Origin of the sequence: Pseudomonas sp. 58 R 12 (genome assembly GCF_900005865.1) — a bacterium.
In the GTDB taxonomy this organism is placed as follows: Bacteria; Pseudomonadota; Gammaproteobacteria; order Pseudomonadales; family Pseudomonadaceae; genus Aquipseudomonas; species Aquipseudomonas tritici.
Genome location: NZ_CVTP01000021.1, coordinates 587,807 through 604,645 on the forward strand (window position 1 = coordinate 587,807; position 16,839 = coordinate 604,645).

Consider the following 16,839-nt stretch of genomic DNA (forward strand, 5'->3'; position numbering starts at 1 on the left):
ACACTATGCAATGGGAAGTTGTGATCGGGCTGGAGATTCATACCCAGCTCGCCACCCAATCGAAGATTTTCTCCGGTAGCGCCACCACGTTCGGCTCCGAGCCCAACACCCAGGCCAGCCTGGTAGACCTGGGCATGCCCGGTGTACTGCCGGTGCTGAACCAGGAAGCGGTGCGCATGGCGGTGATGTTCGGCCTGGCGATTGACGCCGAGATCGGCCAGCACAACGTGTTCGCGCGCAAGAACTACTTTTACCCGGACCTGCCCAAGGGCTACCAGATCAGCCAGATGGAATTGCCGATCGTCGGCAAGGGCCACCTGGACATTCCTCTGGAAGACGGCACCATCAAGCGCGTCGGCGTCACCCGCGCCCACCTGGAAGAAGATGCTGGCAAGAGCCTGCACGAAGAATTCCCGGGCGCGACCGGTATCGACCTGAACCGCGCCGGCACGCCGCTGCTGGAAATCGTCTCCGAGCCGGACATGCGCAGCGCCAAGGAAGCCGTGGCCTACGTCAAGACGATCCACGCGCTGGTGCGCTACCTGGGCATCTGCGACGGCAACATGGCCGAAGGCTCGCTGCGCTGCGACTGCAACGTGTCGATCCGTCCCAAGGGCCAATCCGAGTACGGCACCCGCTGCGAGATCAAGAACGTCAACTCGTTCCGCTTCATCGAGAAGGCGATCAACAGCGAAGTGCGTCGCCAGATCGAACTGATCGAAGACGGCGGCAAGGTCATCCAGCAAACCCGCCTGTACGACCCGAACAAAGACGAAACCCGCGCCATGCGCAGCAAAGAGGAAGCCAACGACTACCGTTACTTCCCCGATCCGGACCTGTTGCCGGTGGTCATCGAAGACTCGTTCCTCAATGACGTGCGCGCCACCCTGCCGGAGCTGCCGCAGCAAAAACGCGAGCGCTTCCAGGAGCAGTTCGGCCTATCGGTCTACGATGCCAGCGTTTTGGCCTCCAGCCGCGAACAAGCCAACTACTTTGAAAAAGTCGTGAGCATTGCCGGTGACGCCAAGCTGGCGGCCAACTGGGTGATGGTTGAGCTGGGCAGCCTGCTGAACAAGCAGGGCCTGGAAATAGACGAAGCGCCAGTCACCGCCGAGCAACTGGGCGGCATGCTGCTGCGCATCAAGGACAACACCATCTCCGGCAAAATCGCCAAGACCGTGTTTGAAGCCATGGCCAGCGGTGAAGGCAGCGCGGACGAGATCATCGAGAAGCGTGGCCTCAAGCAAGTCACCGACAGCGGCGCGATTTCGGCCGTTCTGGATGAAATGCTCGCGGCCAATGCCGAGCAGGTCGAGCAATACCGTGCGGCAGACGAAGCCAAGCGCGGCAAGATGTTCGGCTTCTTTGTGGGCCAGGCGATGAAAGCCTCCAAAGGCAAGGCCAACCCGCAACAAGTGAACGAGCTGCTGAAAAGCAAGCTTGAAGGCTGATAGCAATGAATGGTCCGGGGGAGATTTCATGCTCTACTCGGACCCCCTGTGGGAGCGGGCTTGCTCGCGAATGCGGTGGATCAGTAAATGAATATTTAGCTGACACACCGCATTCGCGAGCAAGCCCGCTCCCACATTTGTGACGGGGGCATCTTGAAAATGAAGCGTCTACTCGGCCTACTGGCCTTGTTCTCTCTACTGGCCGGCTGCGCCAACGGCGTCATCAACCCCAACGGCTATGACGAAACCGGCACCGCCTCCTATTACGGCGCCAAACACCACGGCAATAAGACTGCCAGCGGTGAACCCTTCAACCAATACGGCCTGACCGCCGCCCACCGGCGCTTACCGTTCGGTACCCAGGTCAAGGTCACCAATCTCGACAACGACAAATCCGTGGTTGTCCGCATCAATGATCGCGGCCCGCACACCCGTGGGCGCTTGATCGATCTTTCACGCAAGGCTGCCGAGCAGCTAGGCATGATCAGCAGCGGTACGGCGCGAGTGCGCGTACAAGCCTTGAGCAACTGACGATGGAGCCCTGGCCATTTTTGGATTAACCGCCCTCTCGCCCTGGAGCCTGCTGGAATTGGTCAGCGGCCTGCTGCTACTGATCATCGGCGCCGAAATCCTGGTGCGCGCGGCCGTGCGCCTGGCCGCAAGCCTCAAGGTACGGCCGCTGATCATCGGCCTGACGATCGTCTCCTTCGGCAGCAGCGCGCCACAGATGACCGTCAGCCTGCAGGCCACCCTGGCGGGCAATACAGACATCGCCGTGGGCAGCGTAATCGGCAGCAGCATCTTCAACATCCTGGTGACCCTGGGCCTGTCGGCGCTGATCATTCCGCTGCGAGTCTCGCGCCAGCTGGTGCGCCTGGACATCCCAGTGATGATCCTGGCCGGGCTGCTGGTGTTTACCCTGGCGGCCAATGAAGAGCTTACGCCCACCGACGGCCTGTTGCTGCTCGTGGCCCTGGCTGCTTACCTCGGCGTTTTGCACTACCAGACCCGTCACTCTCGCCGCCCACGTACGCTGGACACAGTGGCCCGCGCACCCTGGCTGAGCAGCGTGCTGCAGATGCTCAGCGGGTTGTTGATCCTGGTGCTGGCTGGGCATTTGCTGCTGGGCGCGGCGGTGGATGTGGCGGGCGATCTGGGCCTGTCGGAGCGTGTGATTGGCCTGACACTGATCGGCGTCGGCACCTCGCTGCCGTGCCTGGCGACTTCGCTGATTGCCGCCCTGCGCGGGCAGCGGGAAATTGCCGTGGGCAATGTGATCGGCAGCAACCTGTTCAATCTGCTTGGCGTCTTGGGCTTGACCGCCATGCTCGCCCCTTCGCCGCTGTCAGTATCGCCCAACGCCCTGGACTTCGACCTGCCGGTGATGCTCGCTGTCGTGGTGCTGTGCCTGCCGATGTTCTATACCGGCTACCGCCTGACCCGCGCCGAAGGCTTGGTGCTGCTGGGCCTGTACCTGGCGTACGGGCTGCACGTGATGGCGTTCACCACCGGAATGCCCCTGGCCAACAAGCTCGAGCAACTGATGTTGTTTTATGTCCTGCCAGTGCTGGTGGCTTTTCTGTTGTTCAGCACGCTGCGAGCCTGGCGCCGCCAACACAAGAGGGAATCGCAATGACCGATCAGAAAAAGCCCGGGGTTGAAATGCGTCGCCAGGTCATGGGCGATGTGTTCGTCGACCGCGCCCTGGGCAATGCCACCGAGTTCACCCAGCCGCTGCAGGACTTCGTCAACGAACATGCCTGGGGCAGTGTATGGAACCGCGAAGGGTTGCCGCTGAAAACCCGCAGCCTGATCACCCTCGCCGCCCTGACCGCACTCAAGTGCCCGCAGGAACTCAAGGGCCATGTGCGGGGCGCTCTGAATAATGGTTGCACCGTGGAAGAGATCCGCGAAGCGCTGCTGCATTGCGCGGTGTATGCCGGTGTGCCGGCGGCGATTGATGCGTTTCGGGCGGCACAGGAAGTGATTGAGGCGTATCAGGCCGATAAGCAGTGACTTTTAAATAGCTATCGCAGGCAAGCCAGCTCCCACATTCTGATTTGTGAATACATTGAAAGTGTGGGAGCTGGCTTGCCTGCGATTGGCCCTGAACCACACCGCCACTCTCAGATCCAACCACCCGCCTGCAACACAAAAATCCCGATATTCGTAGTCACCGCCGCCATCAAGGTGGTGATCACGATAATCGCCGCCGCCAATTCATGGTTACCGTCAGCCGCCCTGGCCATCACGAAGCTTGCAGCGGCGGTTGGTGCGCCGAAGTACAGGAACAAAATCCCCAACTCTGGCCCTCGGAAGCCAAGCAACCATGCCCCCAGAGTGGCGACGACCGGGAGCCAGACCATTTTCATCAAGCTCGCGCTCAACGCCATGTTGCCGCTCTTGCGCAATGCCGCCAGGGACAACGTGCCGCCAATGCAGATCAACGCCAGTGGCAACGTAGTGTCTGCCAGGTACTGCAGGGATTTTTCCAGCCAGCCCGGCAGGCCGATTTGAAAATAGGCGAACGGCGCAGCCACGATCACACTGATGATCAGCGGGTTGGCCACCACACTTTTGAAAATGCTCCACGGGTCGGACTTGATCACCGGGCTGTACACCGCCAGCACAATGGTCGACAGCGTGTTGTAGAACAGGATCACCAGCGCCGCGAGGATCGCGCCGAGGGAGATACCGTAGTCGCCGTACATACTGGCCGCGAGCGCCAGGCCGATCACCCCGTTGTTGCCGCGAAACGCGCCTTGGGTGTAGATGCCTCGGTCTTCACGCTTGCATCGAAAGATCGCCCAGCCCCAGGCCAGGGCAAAGCTGAGCAAGGTGGCGACGGAAAAGTAAATCAGCAAGCCCGGCTTGAGCGCCGAATGCAGGTCGGCATGCAGGATGCCGAGGAACAGCAACGCCGGCATGGTGACGTTGAACACCAGGGACGAAGCCGTGTGGATAAAGTTGTCGTTGATCCAGTTGATGCGCTTGAGCAGCACACCGAGGAACAGCATGGCAAACACCGGCGCGGTGATGGTGAGGGTGGTGAGGAAAATTGCCAGCATGCCGGGGAGAACCTTGGTGACCGTCGTTAGGTGGCTAATGATAAGCCAGTGCGGGCCGCTTCGTCTGGTCCAGATACCTGTAGTGAGCGGGCTTGCCCCGCGCTGGGGGGCAAGCCGCCCCATCTCCGGCACTGAGTTTCTCCAGTTGGAACTCAGTCGCCTGGGTTTGGGGCGGCTTCGCCCCCCAGCGCGGGGCAAGCCCGCTCACTACAGTCAAGTAATCGGCGCAGGGTTAAACAAGGTGATGTCGTTATGCAGCTTGTGATGCTCCGCCCACGTCTGCTTTTTGCCGCTGGCCACATCCAGGTAGAAGTGAAACAACTCCCAACCCAACTCCTCGATGCTCGCGCGCCCGGTCGCAATACGCCCGGCGTCGATATCAATCAGGTCCGGCCAGCGCTGCGCCAGCTCCGTGCGGGTCGACACCTTTACCACCGGCGCCATCGCCAGCCCATAAGGCGTGCCACGCCCGGTGGTGAACACGTGCAGGTTCATCCCCGCCGCCAGTTGCAAGGTGCCGCACACAAAGTCACTGGCCGGCGTGGCGCAAAAGATCAGGCCCTTGCCCTTGAAACGCTCGCCCGGGCCCAGCACACCATTAATTGCGCTGCTGCCGGATTTGACGATAGAGCCCAAGGACTTCTCGACAATGTTCGACAAGCCGCCCTTCTTGTTGCCCGGCGTGGTGTTGGCGCTGCGATCCGCTTCGCCCTTGGCCAGGTAACGGTCGTACCAGTCCATTTCCCTGACCAGTTCCTGGGCAACTTCCTTGCTCTCGGCACGCGAAGTCAGCAGGTAGATGGCATCACGCACCTCAGTGACTTCGGAAAACATCACCGTCGCCCCCGCCCGCAACAGCAAATCCGAGGCATAGCCCAACGCCGGGTTGGCGGTGATGCCGGAGAATGCATCACTGCCGCCACACTGCATGCCCAGGATCAGCTCGGACGCCGGCACGGTTTCCCGGCGACGCTGGTCGAGCTTCTTCAAGCGCGTCTCGGCCAGCGCCATGATCTGCTCGATCATTTCGGTGAAGCCGTGGCTGGAGTCCTGCAGTCGATACAGCCACGGCTCGCTAAGGTCGACGGAGCTGTCGTTATCGTGCATGACCTGCCCGGCCTGCAATTTCTCGCAGCCCAGGCTGATCACGAGTGCTTCGCCGCCCAGGTTCGGGTTGCGCGCCAGGTTACGCACGGTACGGATCGGGATGTAGGCATCCGTCGCCGTGATCGCCACCCCGCAGCCGTAGCTGTGGGTCAGCGCCACTACGTCGTCGACGTGCGGGTACTTGGGCAGCAACTCATCCTTGATGCGCTTGACCGCATGGTCCAGCACCCCGGTGACGCACTGCACCGTAGTGGTGATCCCGAGGATATTGCGCGTGCCCACGGTGCCGTCGGCATTGCGGTATCCCTCGAACGTAAACCCTTCAAGCGGCGCCTGGGTCTCAGGCACCTCAGTGGACAGCGGCAAGCTGTCCAGCGGCGGCGCGGTCGGCATGCGCAGTTGATCTTCCTGCACCCAACTGCCGCGCGGAATCGGCGCCAAGGCGTAACCGATGGTCTGGCCGTAGCGAATTATCTGACCGCCTTCAGGGATATCTTCCAGGGTCACCTTGTGGCTCTGGGGGATGAAATCCACGGTCACCAGGCCGTCCGGGAACTCCGTCCCGGCCGGTACGCCCTGGTCATTGACCACGATCACCACGTTGTCGCGCTCGTGCAAACGAATCGAGCGCGGCGAGTCGGCATGTTCAATCAACTGCATTACATCGCCCCTCAGGAATGCGCTTCGGTAAGGTTGGTCAGCTCTGGGCCTTTGGCTGGCGGCTCTTTGAGCACCACACGCTTGATCGGACCGACGATGACCAGATAGCTGAATACCGCCACCAGTGCGTTGGCGCCGACGAACACCAGGGCCCACTTGAACGAACCAGTGGTGGCGATGATGTAGCCGATGACAATCGGCGTGGTGATCGACGCCAGGTTACCGAAGGTGTTGAACAAGCCGCCACTGAGGCCGGCGATTTGTTTCGGCGAAGTGTCGGACACTACCGCCCAACCCAGTGCGCCAACGCCTTTGCCGAAGAAGGCCAACGCCATGAAGCCCACGACCATCCACTCAACGTCAACGTAGTTACACGCGATGATGCTGCTGGAGACCAACAGGCCGGCAATGATCGGTGCTTTGCGCGCGAACGTCAGGGAATGGCCCTTGCGCAGCAGGTAGTCGGAAATCACCCCACCGAGCACGCCACCGATAAACCCGCAGATCGCTGGCAACGAGGCGATGAAACCCGCCTTGAGGATGGTCATGCCACGGTCCTGCACTAGGTACACCGGGAACCACGTCAGGAAGAAATAAGTGATGCCATTGATGCAGTACTGGCCCAAGTAGACGCCGAGCATCATGCGGTTGGTCAGCAACTGGCGGATGTAATCCCACTTCGGACCGTCGGTTTTCTTGCCCTTGCCTTTGTCCTGATCCATATCGACCATCGCGCCGTTGGCGGCGATGTGATTGAGCTCAGCTTCGTTGATCAGCGGGTGCTGGCGCGGGCTGTGGATAACTTTCAGCCAAATCAGCGAGAAGATAATGCCGATCACGCCCATCACGATAAACACGTGCTGCCAGCCGAAGCGGTAGACGATCCAGCCCATCAGTGGCGCGAACAACACGGTGGCGAAGTATTGCGCCGAGTTGAAGATCGCCGAGGCGGTACCGCGCTCAGCGGTAGGGAACCACGCTGCCACGATACGTGCGTTACCGGGGAAGGATGGCGCTTCGGCCAGGCCCACCATGAAGCGCAGCATAAACAGCGCAACAACAGCGGTGGAGACACCGAACTCACCGACATAGCCTTGCAGCACAGTGAACAGTGACCAGGTGAAGATGCTCAGGGCATAGACTTTTTTCGAGCCGAAGCGGTCCAGCAGCCAGCCGCCGGGGATTTGCCCGGCCACGTAGGCCCAACCGAATGCGGAGAAAATGTAACCGAGGGTGACCGCGTCGATGCCGAGGTCTTTTTGCAGGCTGGAACCTGCGATGGCGATGGTGGCCCGGTCGGCGTAGTTGATCGTGGTCACCAGGAACAGCATGAGCAGGATCAAATAGCGGACGTGGGTCGGCTTGGTCGCTTGCATGTAGAAGTACTCCCACTAATTATTTTTTTTGCGGGTAATGGTTTTCTGTTTTTTTGTTGGGGGAGCCAGCAGGCATCTGGCCCCCACCTGGTGTCGCTGTTACGAACCGATGTAGCTGGTCTTCACCACGGTGTAGAACTCTTGCGCATAGCGACCTTGCTCACGCGAACCATAGGATGAGCCCTTACGGCCACCGAATGGAACGTGATAATCCACACCCGCGGTTGGCAGGTTGACCATCACCATCCCGGCCTGGGAGTGGCGTTTGAAGTGGTTGGCGTACTTCAAGGAAGTGGTGGCAATGCCCGCCGACAAACCGAACTCGGTGTCGTTGGCCATGGCCAGCGCCGCGTCGTAGTCCGCCACGCGCACAACGTTGGCGACTGGGCCAAAGATTTCTTCACGGCTGATGCGCATGGCGGCTTCGCTGTCGGCAAACAGCGTCGGCGCCAGGTAATAGCCTTCGGTATCACAGGTCACCAGGCCGCCACCGCTGACCAGCCGCGCACCTTCGCTTTGGCCGATGTCGATGTACTTGAGGTCCTGGTCCAACTGGGCCTGGGAAACGACCGGGCCGATATCGGTGCCGCTTTTCAAGGCGTGGCCGACTTTGATCGACTTCATGCGTTCCGCCATGGCCGCGACGAACTGGTCGTGAATACCGGCGGTGACGATCAAGCGGCTGGAGGCGGTGCAACGCTGGCCGGTGGAGTAGAACGCGCTCTGTACCGAAAGCTCGACGGCCTGCTTGAGGTCGGCATCGTCGAGGATGATCTGCGGGTTCTTGCCGCCCATTTCCAACTGCACTTTGGCCTGGCGCGAGACACAGCTGACAGCGATCTGGCGACCTACACCCACAGAACCGGTGAAGCTGATGCCATCGACTTTCGGGCTGTTGACCAGCACATCGCCCACTACGCGACCGCTGCCCATCACCAAGTTGAATACACCGGCAGGGAAACCGGCGCGCGAGATGATTTCGGCCAGGGCCCAGGCGCAGCCCGGTACCAGTTCAGCAGGCTTGATCACTACGCAGTTGCCGTAGGCCAGGGCTGGGGCGATCTTCCACGCGGGGATGGCAATCGGGAAGTTCCACGGGGTGATCAGGCCGACCACACCCAAGGCTTCGCGAGTGACTTCAACGTTGACGCCCGGGCGTACCGACGGCACGTAGTCACCGGACAAGCGCAGGCATTCGCCGGCGAAGAACTTGAAAATGTTACCGGCGCGAGTCACTTCGCCGATGGCCTCGGGCAGGGTCTTGCCCTCTTCACGAGCCAGCAAGGTGCCGAGCTCTTCGCGGCGCGCGAGGATTTCGCTGCCGACTTTATCCAAGGCATCGTGGCGCGCTTGAATGCCGGAAGTGGACCAGGCCGGGAACGCCGCGCGAGCAGCATCGATGGCGGCGTTGACTTGGGCAACATCAGCCTTGGCGTATTCACCAATGACATCGGACAACTCCGACGGGTTGAGGTTGACGCAATAGTCAGCGCCGGCCACCCATTGGCCGTTGATGTAGTTGTCAAAACGTTGGGCTTGGGACACGAATCTTCTCCTGACGCAAAAGGCCGCTGATTGCTCAGCGGCCTTATAGATAGGTTATTGCGGGCCTTGCTTGTCGATCAGCGCGGCCAGGGCTTCGTATTCTTCCGGCAACAGGTCGGTCAGCGGCGTACGCACCGGGCCGGCGTCATAGCCTGCGATTTTTGCACCGGCCTTGACGATACTCACGGCATAACCGGATTTGCGGTTACGGATGTCCAGGTATGGCAGGAAGAAGTCGTCGATGATTTTGCCAACGGTAGCGTGATCTTCGCGGGCAATTGCGTGATAGAAATCCATCGCGGTTTTCGGGATGAAGTTGAACACCGCCGAGGAGTACACCGGCACTCCCAAGGCCTTGTAGGCAGCGGCGTAAACCTCTGCAGTCGGCAGGCCGCCAAGGTAGCTGAAACGGTCACCGAGGCGACGGCGGATCGACACCATCAACTCAATGTCACCCAGGCCGTCTTTGTAGCCGATCAGGTTCGGACAGCGCTCGGCCAGACGTTCCAGCAGCGGTGCGGTCAGGCGGCAGACATTGCGGTTGTAGACCACCACGCCGATCTTGACCGATTTGCACACGGCTTCAACGTGGGCGGCAACGCCGTCCTGACTGGCTTCGGTGAGGTAGTGCGGCAGCAACAGCAGGCCTTTGGCCCCCAGACGCTCGGCCTCTTGAGCGTACTCGATAGCTTGGCGAGTCGAACCGCCCACGCCGGCGAGGATCGGCACGCTGGTCGCGCAGGTATCAACGGCGGTTTTCACCACCTGGGAATATTCGCTGGCCGCGAGGGAGAAAAACTCACCCGTGCCGCCGGCGGCGAACAAGGCGGTCGCGCCATACGGGGCCAGCCACTCTAGACGCTTGATGTAGCCCGCCTGGTGAAAGTCACCCTGGGCATTGAAATCGGTCACCGGAAAAGAGAGCAGACCGTGGGAGAGGATGGACTTCAGTTCTTGTGGATTCATTATTCGAACACCCTGGGTAAAGACTTTCTGTCGAAAGGTTATTGTTGGTTTTGGTGATGTCGTACGTCATCGTACAACTATAAAAATATTCGTCAACTGCAATTCATCAAACTTCATCCGCAAGGTGTTTAGAGCCGCCTCCTTGACGTAGGAAATTTTTCCTCTAAGCTCGCCAATACTGTATGCGCATACAGTTATCACGAAAGATTCCTACGACATAGCAAGGAGCTAACATGTCAGGTCTTGAACTCGCAGCACCCGAAAAAAAACCGCCTACCCTACGTTTCGAGGGCGGTGAACACACTGCCATCGGCGATGACACCCTGTTGCGCTTCGTCAAGGACGCACCGGCGATCCCCGCGCGCCAAGTCGAACTGCACCTGCCCAACGGCTTGGCGCTCACCTATGGCCAAGTGATCGCCCTGGGCGGCGACTTCTATGGCATCCCCGGCCAGCCCATCAGCGATGGCGCGTCGCCGGCCGAGCGCGTGCAGCGCTTCACTGCCGCTTTCAACTCGCTGGCCGTGCTGCCCGCTTCGCGAGAAGAAGCACACAAGATCCTGGCGGTGATGCAAAAGGAGATCACTGCGGTCAAGCAGGTGATAAAGGACGGCAAGCAAGCCCATGAGGCCTACGACGCCCTGGGCGATACGTTGTCTGAGGAATGGAACCGCATCACTGGCGGTGGCAGCGCGGTGTCGGCGCTTGTTCCGTTGGGCCGCTACCTGAAACTGGCGGCGGACAATGCCGACCACTTTGGCGAATGGGCGCTGTCGGCCTATTTGGCGGGGCATACGGCGGCGCTGCAACAAGCCGTGGTGGCTCACCAAACCGGCACCGACCAGGCCTTGGAACTGGCGTATGCCATGAACAGCTTTGCTGATCACTTTTTGACCGATCTGTTTTCCGCAGGCCACTTGCGGGTTCCGCGCAAGCAGTTGGCGGCAGTGGTAACGCCCGGTGAATTAGGCTCGCTGATCAGCCGTTTCATGCACGATGAAGACAGCAAGTTCGGGCTCAAGGTGCGCAATGCCCTGGGAGATCAGTGGCACGCTTATGGGGATAAACGCTACTTCGACGCCATCGACGCGGACAACCGGGGGCAGGTTAAACGCGCAGTGCAGGCTTCGGCGGATGAGGTCTTCGACACCTTTATCAGTGGTGTGGCGCCCTCCCCGGCCAACTTCAAGGCGCCGCTGTATGTGCCGGACCTGAATGCCGCGCAGAACCCGGCGAACAACTTCTCACCGCTGTTCAAGATGGAGGGGGACAAGGTGCTGCGTCGTAAGGATGTAAATGACTTGAACGACAAGCACTGGACGAATGATTGGTGGGGGTGGAGTACGTATTTGTTGTTGAAGGACTACACGCCGAACGCACCGCAGCCTTGAGTTAACAGAAATCCCATGTGTGTGTGCAGACGCGCGCATGGGACCGCTCGTCGCCACTGTCATTTCTGACAGTATCGCAGGTGAATCAACTGCCAGTAGCTTGCATTCGACCGCCGGGTTACCTCTTTCGCGAAAAGAGGCGCAAACACCTTGGAGGCCATTCACTCATCCTAAAATCAGTGAGGCATATCATGGCTACTAAAAAGTGCACCTTTAAATCCCGTTCCAACAAATCTAAATCGGCGACTCATAACGTTGACGCTACCGACCTGCCCAACATCGGGGACACGATTGAACTTGATGGTGATCCAGCTCTGGAGGTCGTAGCCAAGAACTTCGTAATCAACGGAGGCAATGTCGACCAAATCGACTTCACCCTCGCCTGAATAGTTAATTCACTGTTACCAGAATTACCCCCGCTGCGCCTCCGCCTCTTCATGAGCATGGCGCAGCCGCTCCCGACTATTCGTCAAATGCAACCGCATCGCCGCCCGCGCCGCATCTGAATCCCGGCGCGCAATCGCCTCATAAATCTCTTCGTGTTCGCGGCTCAAACGCCCCATGTAATGTTGCTGGTCATCATGGGCCAGGCGCGCAGAATTCAAACGGGTCCGCGGAATGATGCTGGTGCCCAAGTGGGTCATGATATCGGTGAAGTAGCGGTTGCCGGTCGACAGCGCAATTTCGAGGTGGAACGCAAAATCAGACGCCACCGCATCTCCAGCGTGGGCCGCGCTTTCATTCAGGGCATCGAGTGCCGCACGCATGGCTGCCAGCTGTTCATCGCTGCGGCGCAAGGCGGCCAAACCAGCGGATTCGACTTCCAGGCTGATCCGCAATTCCAGAATCGCCAGCACATCACGCAGGGTTACCACGGTGGCCGGGTCGATACGGAAGCCGCTTGGGCTCGGCGTATCCAGCACAAACGTGCCGATACCATGACGGGTCTCGACCTGCCCCGCCGCTTGCAAGCGTGAGATGGCCTCACGCACCACGGTGCGGCTGACCCCATGGGCCTCCATGATCGCCGACTCGGTGGGCAGTTTATCGCCACGTTTGAGCTGACCGTCGCGGATCTGCTCGGACAACACCGTGACCAATTCCTGGGCAAGGCTGCGACGCTTGCGGGGAAGACGAGGGGCGGTGGCGGCGTTATCCATGATGATCCATTTTTCTCGGCGAACTTGAACACGCATCATAGCCCATGGCGGTTGTACGATCACTGCCCGGGCACGACTTTCATTTATATCCTGCGCGCAAAAAAATGCCCCGACACAGGTCGAGGCATTTTTGAGGCTCACCCGAGGGTGAAAACCGGTTACTTCACGACTTTCAGGCTTGGCCGGCCGCTAGGGCGCGGCGGCTCGGAATCCGGTGGCGGCAGATCGTCGCCATCTTCTGCTTCGATCGCTTCGTCATCCTCGAAAGGCGACTCCAGATCGAACACCATGCCTTGGCCGTTCTCCCGGGCATAAATGCCGAGGATGGCGCCAATCGGCACGTACAGCGTATGCGGCACGCCGCCGAAACGCCCTTCGAAGCTCACGGCTTCGTTGTCCATGTGCAGGTGGCGCACGGCGCTCGGCGATACATTCAGCACAATCTGCCCGTCGCTGGCAAAACCCTGCGGTACCTGAACCGCAGCAAATTCAGAATTGACCAGCATGTGCGGGGTGCAATCGTTGTCCACAATCCACTCATAGAGCGCGCGGACCAGGTAGGGTCGACTGGAGTTCATCAGCGGCTCCTTAAGCCTTAGCGCATATCGCGTTCGACACCAGACAGACTCGCCTGGAAAGCCTCACGCGCAAACTGGCGCTCCATATAATCAAGCAGCGGCTTGGCCGGCCGCGGCAGTTCAATACCGAGAATCGGCAAGCGCCAGAGTATCGGTAATAGGCAGCAATCCACCAAGCTTTGTTCCTCGCTGAGGAAAAAAGGTTTGTCGGCGAACAACGGCGAAACACCGGTGAGGCTCTCGCGCAATTCCTTACGCGCCTGCACGCGTGCCGGCTCTTTGCTGCGTGTGTCCAGAATCACATCCACCAGCCCGCACCAGTCACGCTGGATCCGATGGATCAGCAGGCGGCTGTTGGCACGCGCCACCGGGTACACCGGCAGCAAAGGTGGATGCGGGTAACGCTCATCCAGGTATTCCATCACCACGGTTGACTCCCACAACGCCAGGTCACGATCGACCAGGGTGGGCAAGCTGCCGTAAGGGTTCACTTCGATCAGTTTCGGTGGGTGACGACCTGCCTCCACACTGATGATCTCGGCGCTGACACCCTTCTCTGCGAGCACGATGCGTACTCGGTGGGAATAGTGGTCGGCGGGGTCGGAGTAACAGGCCAACCGGTTGGTCACGCCCATGGCGGTCCTCCTCGCTTGTTGAAATTATCGAAAGCTCAAAAACGAGCGCGCCCAGAGAGCATCTCTATAACGCCTGGTACAACCAGATCGCTACGTGTTCAGAGATGCCGCTGGGCGCGCAAGATTAACAGCAATTGCTTACGGTTGGATCAATGCACATCCTTCCAGTATTCGCGTTTGAGCAGATAGGCGAATACGAAGAAGAAAGCCAGGTACAGCAACACATACGTACCGATGCGCTGATGCTGCAATTTGACCGGGTTGGCAGAGTAGGCCAGGAAGGTCACGAGGTTCTTGACCGTCCCGTCGAACTGCTCCTCAGTCTGGGAACCTGGAGTCTCTATCGTCAGTTGATCGCACGCTTCATGAGTCAACGGCGTGCCGGTCAACGGATCGTATTGCTTCTTGCCGTCTTCAACGACCTGAATCTGCTTGCATCCTACCACTTGCTTGCCTTGCAGGCCGACCAGAACGTTAGGCATGCCGACGTTCGGGAACACGCGGTTGTTGACCTGGTAAGGACGCGCCGGGTCTTCATAGAAGGATTTCAGGTAGCCATACAGCCAATCGGTACCGCGCACGCGCGCCACCAGGGTCAGGTCAGGCGGTGCAGCACCGAACCAGGCCTTGGCATCCGCAGGCTTCATGCCGATGTTCATGTGGTCGCCGATCTTGGCCCCGGTGAACACCAGCTTCTCCAGCATCGTTTCATGAGGAATGCCAAGGTCATCGGCGACACGCTCATAACGCTGGAACTTGGCGCTGTGACAGCCCATGCAGTAGTTGGCGAACGTCCGCGCGCCGTCCTGCAGGGCGGCTTTGTCCGACACGTCGATATCGACTTTTTCCAGTTCCGGGCCGCCGTGTTCGGCAGCGAAGGACAGTAGCGGCAAGGCCGCAAGCATCAATGCAACAAATAACTTTTTCATCAGCCAGTCACCCTTTCCGGAACCGGTTTGGTCTTCTCGAGCCGGGTATAGAACGGCATCAGAATGAAGTAGGCGAAGTACAGGAAGGTGCAGACCTGCGACAGCAACGTACGCTCAGGCGTCGGCGCCAATACGCCCAGCACACCCAGGATCACGAACGAAATGCAGAACACCCACAGCCAGATCTTGCTCAGCCAGCCCTTGTAGCGCATGGACTTGACCGGGCTGCGGTCGAGCCAAGGCAACACGAAGAGCACCGCAATGGCCGCGCCCATGGCGATCACGCCCATGAGTTTGTCGGGGATTGCGCGCAAGATTGCGTAGAACGGTGTGAAGTACCAAACCGGGGCAATGTGCTCAGGCGTCTTGAAGGCGTTGGCCTGTTCGAAGTTAGGTTTCTCCAGGAAATAACCACCCATCTCCGGGAAAAAGAACACGATCGAGCAGAACACGAACAGGAACACCACGACGCCGACAATGTCTTTGACGGTGTAGTAAGGGTGGAACGGGATGCCGTCCAGCGGGATGCCGTTTTCGTCCTTGTGCTTCTTGATGTCCACGCCGTCCGGGTTGTTGGAACCCACTTCGTGCAGCGCCAGGATGTGCAGCACCACCAAGCCCAGAATCACGATGGGCAATGCCACCACGTGCAGGGCGAAGAAGCGGTTCAGGGTGATGCCGGAGATCAGGTAGTCACCACGGATCCACTGCGTCAGGTCGTTGCCAATTACTGGAATTGCCCCAAACAGCGAGATGATCACCTGGGCGCCCCAATACGACATCTGACCCCAAGGCAGCAGGTAACCCATGAAGGCTTCGGCCATCAGCGCCAGGTAGATCAGCATGCCGAAGACCCACACCAGCTCGCGAGGTTTCTGGTACGAGCCGTAGAGCAGGCCACGGAACATATGCAGGTAGACGACGATGAAGAACATCGACGCACCGACCGCATGCAGCAAACGCAGGATGGCGCCGTGGTTGACGTCTCGCATGATGCCTTCAACGGAAGCAAACGCCTCCTCCGCCGACGGCGTGTAGCTCATCGTCAGCCAGACGCCAGTGATGATCTGGTTAACCAGCACCAGCAGGGCCAGGGAGCCGAAGAAGTAGAAGAAGTTGAAGTTTTTCGGCGCGTAATACTTGCTGAGATGGTCTTCCCACATTTTAGTGGCGGGGAAGCGCGCATCCACCCAATCCATGAACTTACTCATGACGCGTTCTCCTTATCGAGGCCAATGACAATGATGTCGTCAGATTCGTACTCGTGCGGAGGAACCGGCAAGTTCAAAGGCGCAGGCTGGGATTTGTAGACACGGCCGGCGAGGTCGTAGTGGGAACCGTGGCAGGGGCAGAAATAACCACCGACCCAATCCTTGCCCAGGTCCACAGGAGCGACTTCCGGGCGGAAGGTTGGCGAGCATCCCAAATGGGTGCACAGACCAACCAGCAGCAGGATCTCTGGCTTGATCGAACGTGCTTCGTTCTTGGCGTAGGCGGGTTGGTCGGACTTCTCGGACTTGGGGTCAGACAACTGGCCCTCGATCTTCTTGAGATTCCCCAGGATTTCCTCGGTACGACGAACAATGAAGACCGGCTGGCCGCGCCATTCAGCAATCATCTGCTGGCCTGGCTCGATCTTGCTGATATTCACCTTCACCGGTGCACCTGCGGCTTTCGCCTTGGCACTGGGAAACCATGACCCCACGAACGGGACCGCAGCCCCCACCGCTCCTGCAGCACCCACCACGGATGTGGCTGCTACCAAGAAGCGACGCCGGCCTGCATTCACGCCGTCATTGCTCATTCAGTCCTCTCCCATCAGCTTTTTGGCCTGTTAAATCAGGCGTCTACTAAGTATTAAATCTGAACTTATAAAAATTTTGCCGAATGGTAATGAAAAGCCCCACGTATGACAAGGGAATTGCCCGGGGCTCCGCCTCCAGGCCTTGTAGTATAGGGGGTCTACGGATGTG

Annotated in this window: 17 protein-coding genes; 6 read left to right on the top strand and 11 right to left on the bottom strand. The window is 59.4% G+C overall.

What is annotated here, in order from left to right; translation table 11 throughout:
- The first annotated feature begins 5 nt into the window (after positions 1-5).
- From gatB to BFP95_RS20020, 4 genes are all read left to right on the top strand, one after another.
- On the top strand, positions 6-1,451 hold the full coding sequence (gene gatB / locus BFP95_RS20005) for an Asp-tRNA(Asn)/Glu-tRNA(Gln) amidotransferase subunit GatB (RefSeq protein ID WP_065875105.1): 1,446 nt from the start codon (positions 6-8) through the stop codon (positions 1,449-1,451).
- Between the two features lie 159 nt (positions 1,452-1,610).
- Entirely contained in the window at positions 1,611-1,982 is a 372-nt protein-coding gene (locus BFP95_RS20010) for a septal ring lytic transglycosylase RlpA family protein (RefSeq protein WP_065875106.1), read from the top strand.
- A gap of 58 nt (positions 1,983-2,040) precedes the next feature.
- Complete coding sequence (locus BFP95_RS20015; RefSeq protein WP_065875107.1) at positions 2,041-3,087, top strand: calcium/sodium antiporter; 1,047 nt, start codon at positions 2,041-2,043, stop codon at positions 3,085-3,087.
- Positions 3,084-3,467, top strand: coding sequence for a carboxymuconolactone decarboxylase family protein (locus tag BFP95_RS20020; protein ID WP_065875108.1), 384 nt, complete (start codon positions 3,084-3,086; stop codon positions 3,465-3,467). The genes BFP95_RS20015 and BFP95_RS20020 overlap by 4 nt, the downstream gene beginning before the upstream one ends.
- 110 nt (positions 3,468-3,577) lie before the next feature.
- Here the strand turns inward: BFP95_RS20020 and BFP95_RS20025 are convergent, their stop codons facing one another.
- The 5 genes from BFP95_RS20025 to kdgD form a co-directional block, all read right to left on the bottom strand.
- On the bottom strand, positions 3,578-4,519 hold the full coding sequence (locus tag BFP95_RS20025; protein WP_049710001.1) for an AEC family transporter: 942 nt from the start codon (positions 4,517-4,519) through the stop codon (positions 3,578-3,580).
- 213 nt (positions 4,520-4,732) lie between these two features.
- The gene (gene garD, locus BFP95_RS20030; protein WP_065875109.1) at positions 4,733-6,286 is read right to left on the bottom strand and encodes a galactarate dehydratase; all 1,554 of its coding nucleotides are present in this window, start codon (positions 6,284-6,286) and stop codon (positions 4,733-4,735) included.
- A gap of 11 nt (positions 6,287-6,297) precedes the next feature.
- Positions 6,298-7,662 (bottom strand): MFS transporter, encoded by a 1,365-nt coding sequence (locus BFP95_RS20035; protein WP_065875110.1) that lies wholly within the window; start codon positions 7,660-7,662, stop codon positions 6,298-6,300.
- 99 nt (positions 7,663-7,761) lie between these two features.
- Positions 7,762-9,207, bottom strand: a complete 1,446-nt coding sequence (locus BFP95_RS20040; protein WP_065875111.1) for an aldehyde dehydrogenase family protein — start codon at positions 9,205-9,207, stop codon at positions 7,762-7,764.
- 54 nt (positions 9,208-9,261) lie between these two features.
- Positions 9,262-10,173 carry a 5-dehydro-4-deoxyglucarate dehydratase gene (gene kdgD, locus BFP95_RS20045; protein WP_049710004.1) on the bottom strand — a complete coding sequence of 304 codons (912 nt, stop codon included), beginning with the start codon at positions 10,171-10,173 and terminating at the stop codon, positions 9,262-9,264.
- Positions 10,174-10,406: 233 nt separating this feature from the next.
- Here kdgD and BFP95_RS20050 point away from each other — a divergent pair, with 233 nt between their 5' ends.
- Positions 10,407-11,564: a phospholipase gene (locus BFP95_RS20050; protein WP_065875112.1), complete on the top strand. Its 1,158-nt coding sequence runs from the start codon at positions 10,407-10,409 to the stop codon at positions 11,562-11,564.
- A 191-nt stretch (positions 11,565-11,755) separates the two neighbouring features.
- Positions 11,756-11,950 carry a hypothetical protein gene (locus BFP95_RS20055; protein WP_065875113.1) on the top strand — a complete coding sequence of 65 codons (195 nt, stop codon included), beginning with the start codon at positions 11,756-11,758 and terminating at the stop codon, positions 11,948-11,950.
- 24 nt (positions 11,951-11,974) lie between these two features.
- On the opposite strand, the gene BFP95_RS20060 is transcribed toward BFP95_RS20055, so the two are convergent.
- The 6 genes from BFP95_RS20060 to petA form a co-directional block, all read right to left on the bottom strand.
- Positions 11,975-12,724 (bottom strand): FadR/GntR family transcriptional regulator, encoded by a 750-nt coding sequence (locus tag BFP95_RS20060; protein ID WP_065875114.1) that lies wholly within the window; start codon positions 12,722-12,724, stop codon positions 11,975-11,977.
- 158 nt (positions 12,725-12,882) lie between these two features.
- Positions 12,883-13,302 (bottom strand): ClpXP protease specificity-enhancing factor, encoded by a 420-nt coding sequence (locus BFP95_RS20065; protein WP_065875115.1) that lies wholly within the window; start codon positions 13,300-13,302, stop codon positions 12,883-12,885.
- Positions 13,303-13,319: 17 nt separating this feature from the next.
- Positions 13,320-13,937, bottom strand: a complete 618-nt coding sequence (locus BFP95_RS20070; RefSeq protein ID WP_065875116.1) for a glutathione S-transferase N-terminal domain-containing protein — start codon at positions 13,935-13,937, stop codon at positions 13,320-13,322.
- A gap of 149 nt (positions 13,938-14,086) precedes the next feature.
- Positions 14,087-14,866 carry a cytochrome c1 gene (locus tag BFP95_RS20075; RefSeq protein WP_065879619.1) on the bottom strand — a complete coding sequence of 260 codons (780 nt, stop codon included), beginning with the start codon at positions 14,864-14,866 and terminating at the stop codon, positions 14,087-14,089.
- Entirely contained in the window at positions 14,866-16,077 is a 1,212-nt protein-coding gene (locus BFP95_RS20080; protein ID WP_065875118.1) for a cytochrome b, read from the bottom strand. The genes BFP95_RS20075 and BFP95_RS20080 overlap by 1 nt, the downstream gene beginning before the upstream one ends.
- Positions 16,074-16,670, bottom strand: coding sequence for a ubiquinol-cytochrome c reductase iron-sulfur subunit (gene petA, locus BFP95_RS20085; RefSeq protein WP_065875119.1), 597 nt, complete (start codon positions 16,668-16,670; stop codon positions 16,074-16,076). Before petA ends, BFP95_RS20080 begins: the two co-directional genes overlap by 4 nt.
- Between the last annotated feature and the right edge of the window lie 169 nt (positions 16,671-16,839).

Bases quoted from the DNA above. Each gene is read 5' to 3' on its own strand.
- gatB (WP_065875105.1), top strand. From the start codon at position 6: ATGCAATGGGAAGTTGTGATCGGGCTGGAGATTCATACCCAGCTCGCC.
- BFP95_RS20010 (WP_065875106.1), top strand. From the start codon at position 1,611: ATGAAGCGTCTACTCGGCCTACTGGCCTTGTTCTCTCTACTGGCCGGC.
- BFP95_RS20020 (WP_065875108.1), top strand. From the start codon at position 3,084: ATGACCGATCAGAAAAAGCCCGGGGTTGAAATGCGTCGCCAGGTCATG.
- BFP95_RS20025 (WP_049710001.1), bottom strand. From the start codon at position 4,519: ATGCTGGCAATTTTCCTCACCACCCTCACCATCACCGCGCCGGTGTTT.
- garD (WP_065875109.1), bottom strand. From the start codon at position 6,286: ATGCAGTTGATTGAACATGCCGACTCGCCGCGCTCGATTCGTTTGCAC.
- BFP95_RS20035 (WP_065875110.1), bottom strand. From the start codon at position 7,662: ATGCAAGCGACCAAGCCGACCCACGTCCGCTATTTGATCCTGCTCATG.
- kdgD (WP_049710004.1), bottom strand. From the start codon at position 10,173: ATGAATCCACAAGAACTGAAGTCCATCCTCTCCCACGGTCTGCTCTCT.
- BFP95_RS20050 (WP_065875112.1), top strand. From the start codon at position 10,407: ATGTCAGGTCTTGAACTCGCAGCACCCGAAAAAAAACCGCCTACCCTA.
- BFP95_RS20055 (WP_065875113.1), top strand. From the start codon at position 11,756: ATGGCTACTAAAAAGTGCACCTTTAAATCCCGTTCCAACAAATCTAAA.
- BFP95_RS20060 (WP_065875114.1), bottom strand. From the start codon at position 12,724: ATGGATAACGCCGCCACCGCCCCTCGTCTTCCCCGCAAGCGTCGCAGC.
- BFP95_RS20065 (WP_065875115.1), bottom strand. From the start codon at position 13,302: ATGAACTCCAGTCGACCCTACCTGGTCCGCGCGCTCTATGAGTGGATT.
- BFP95_RS20070 (WP_065875116.1), bottom strand. From the start codon at position 13,937: ATGGGCGTGACCAACCGGTTGGCCTGTTACTCCGACCCCGCCGACCAC.
- BFP95_RS20075 (WP_065879619.1), bottom strand. From the start codon at position 14,866: ATGAAAAAGTTATTTGTTGCATTGATGCTTGCGGCCTTGCCGCTACTG.
- BFP95_RS20080 (WP_065875118.1), bottom strand. From the start codon at position 16,077: ATGAGTAAGTTCATGGATTGGGTGGATGCGCGCTTCCCCGCCACTAAA.
- petA (WP_065875119.1), bottom strand. From the start codon at position 16,670: ATGAGCAATGACGGCGTGAATGCAGGCCGGCGTCGCTTCTTGGTAGCA.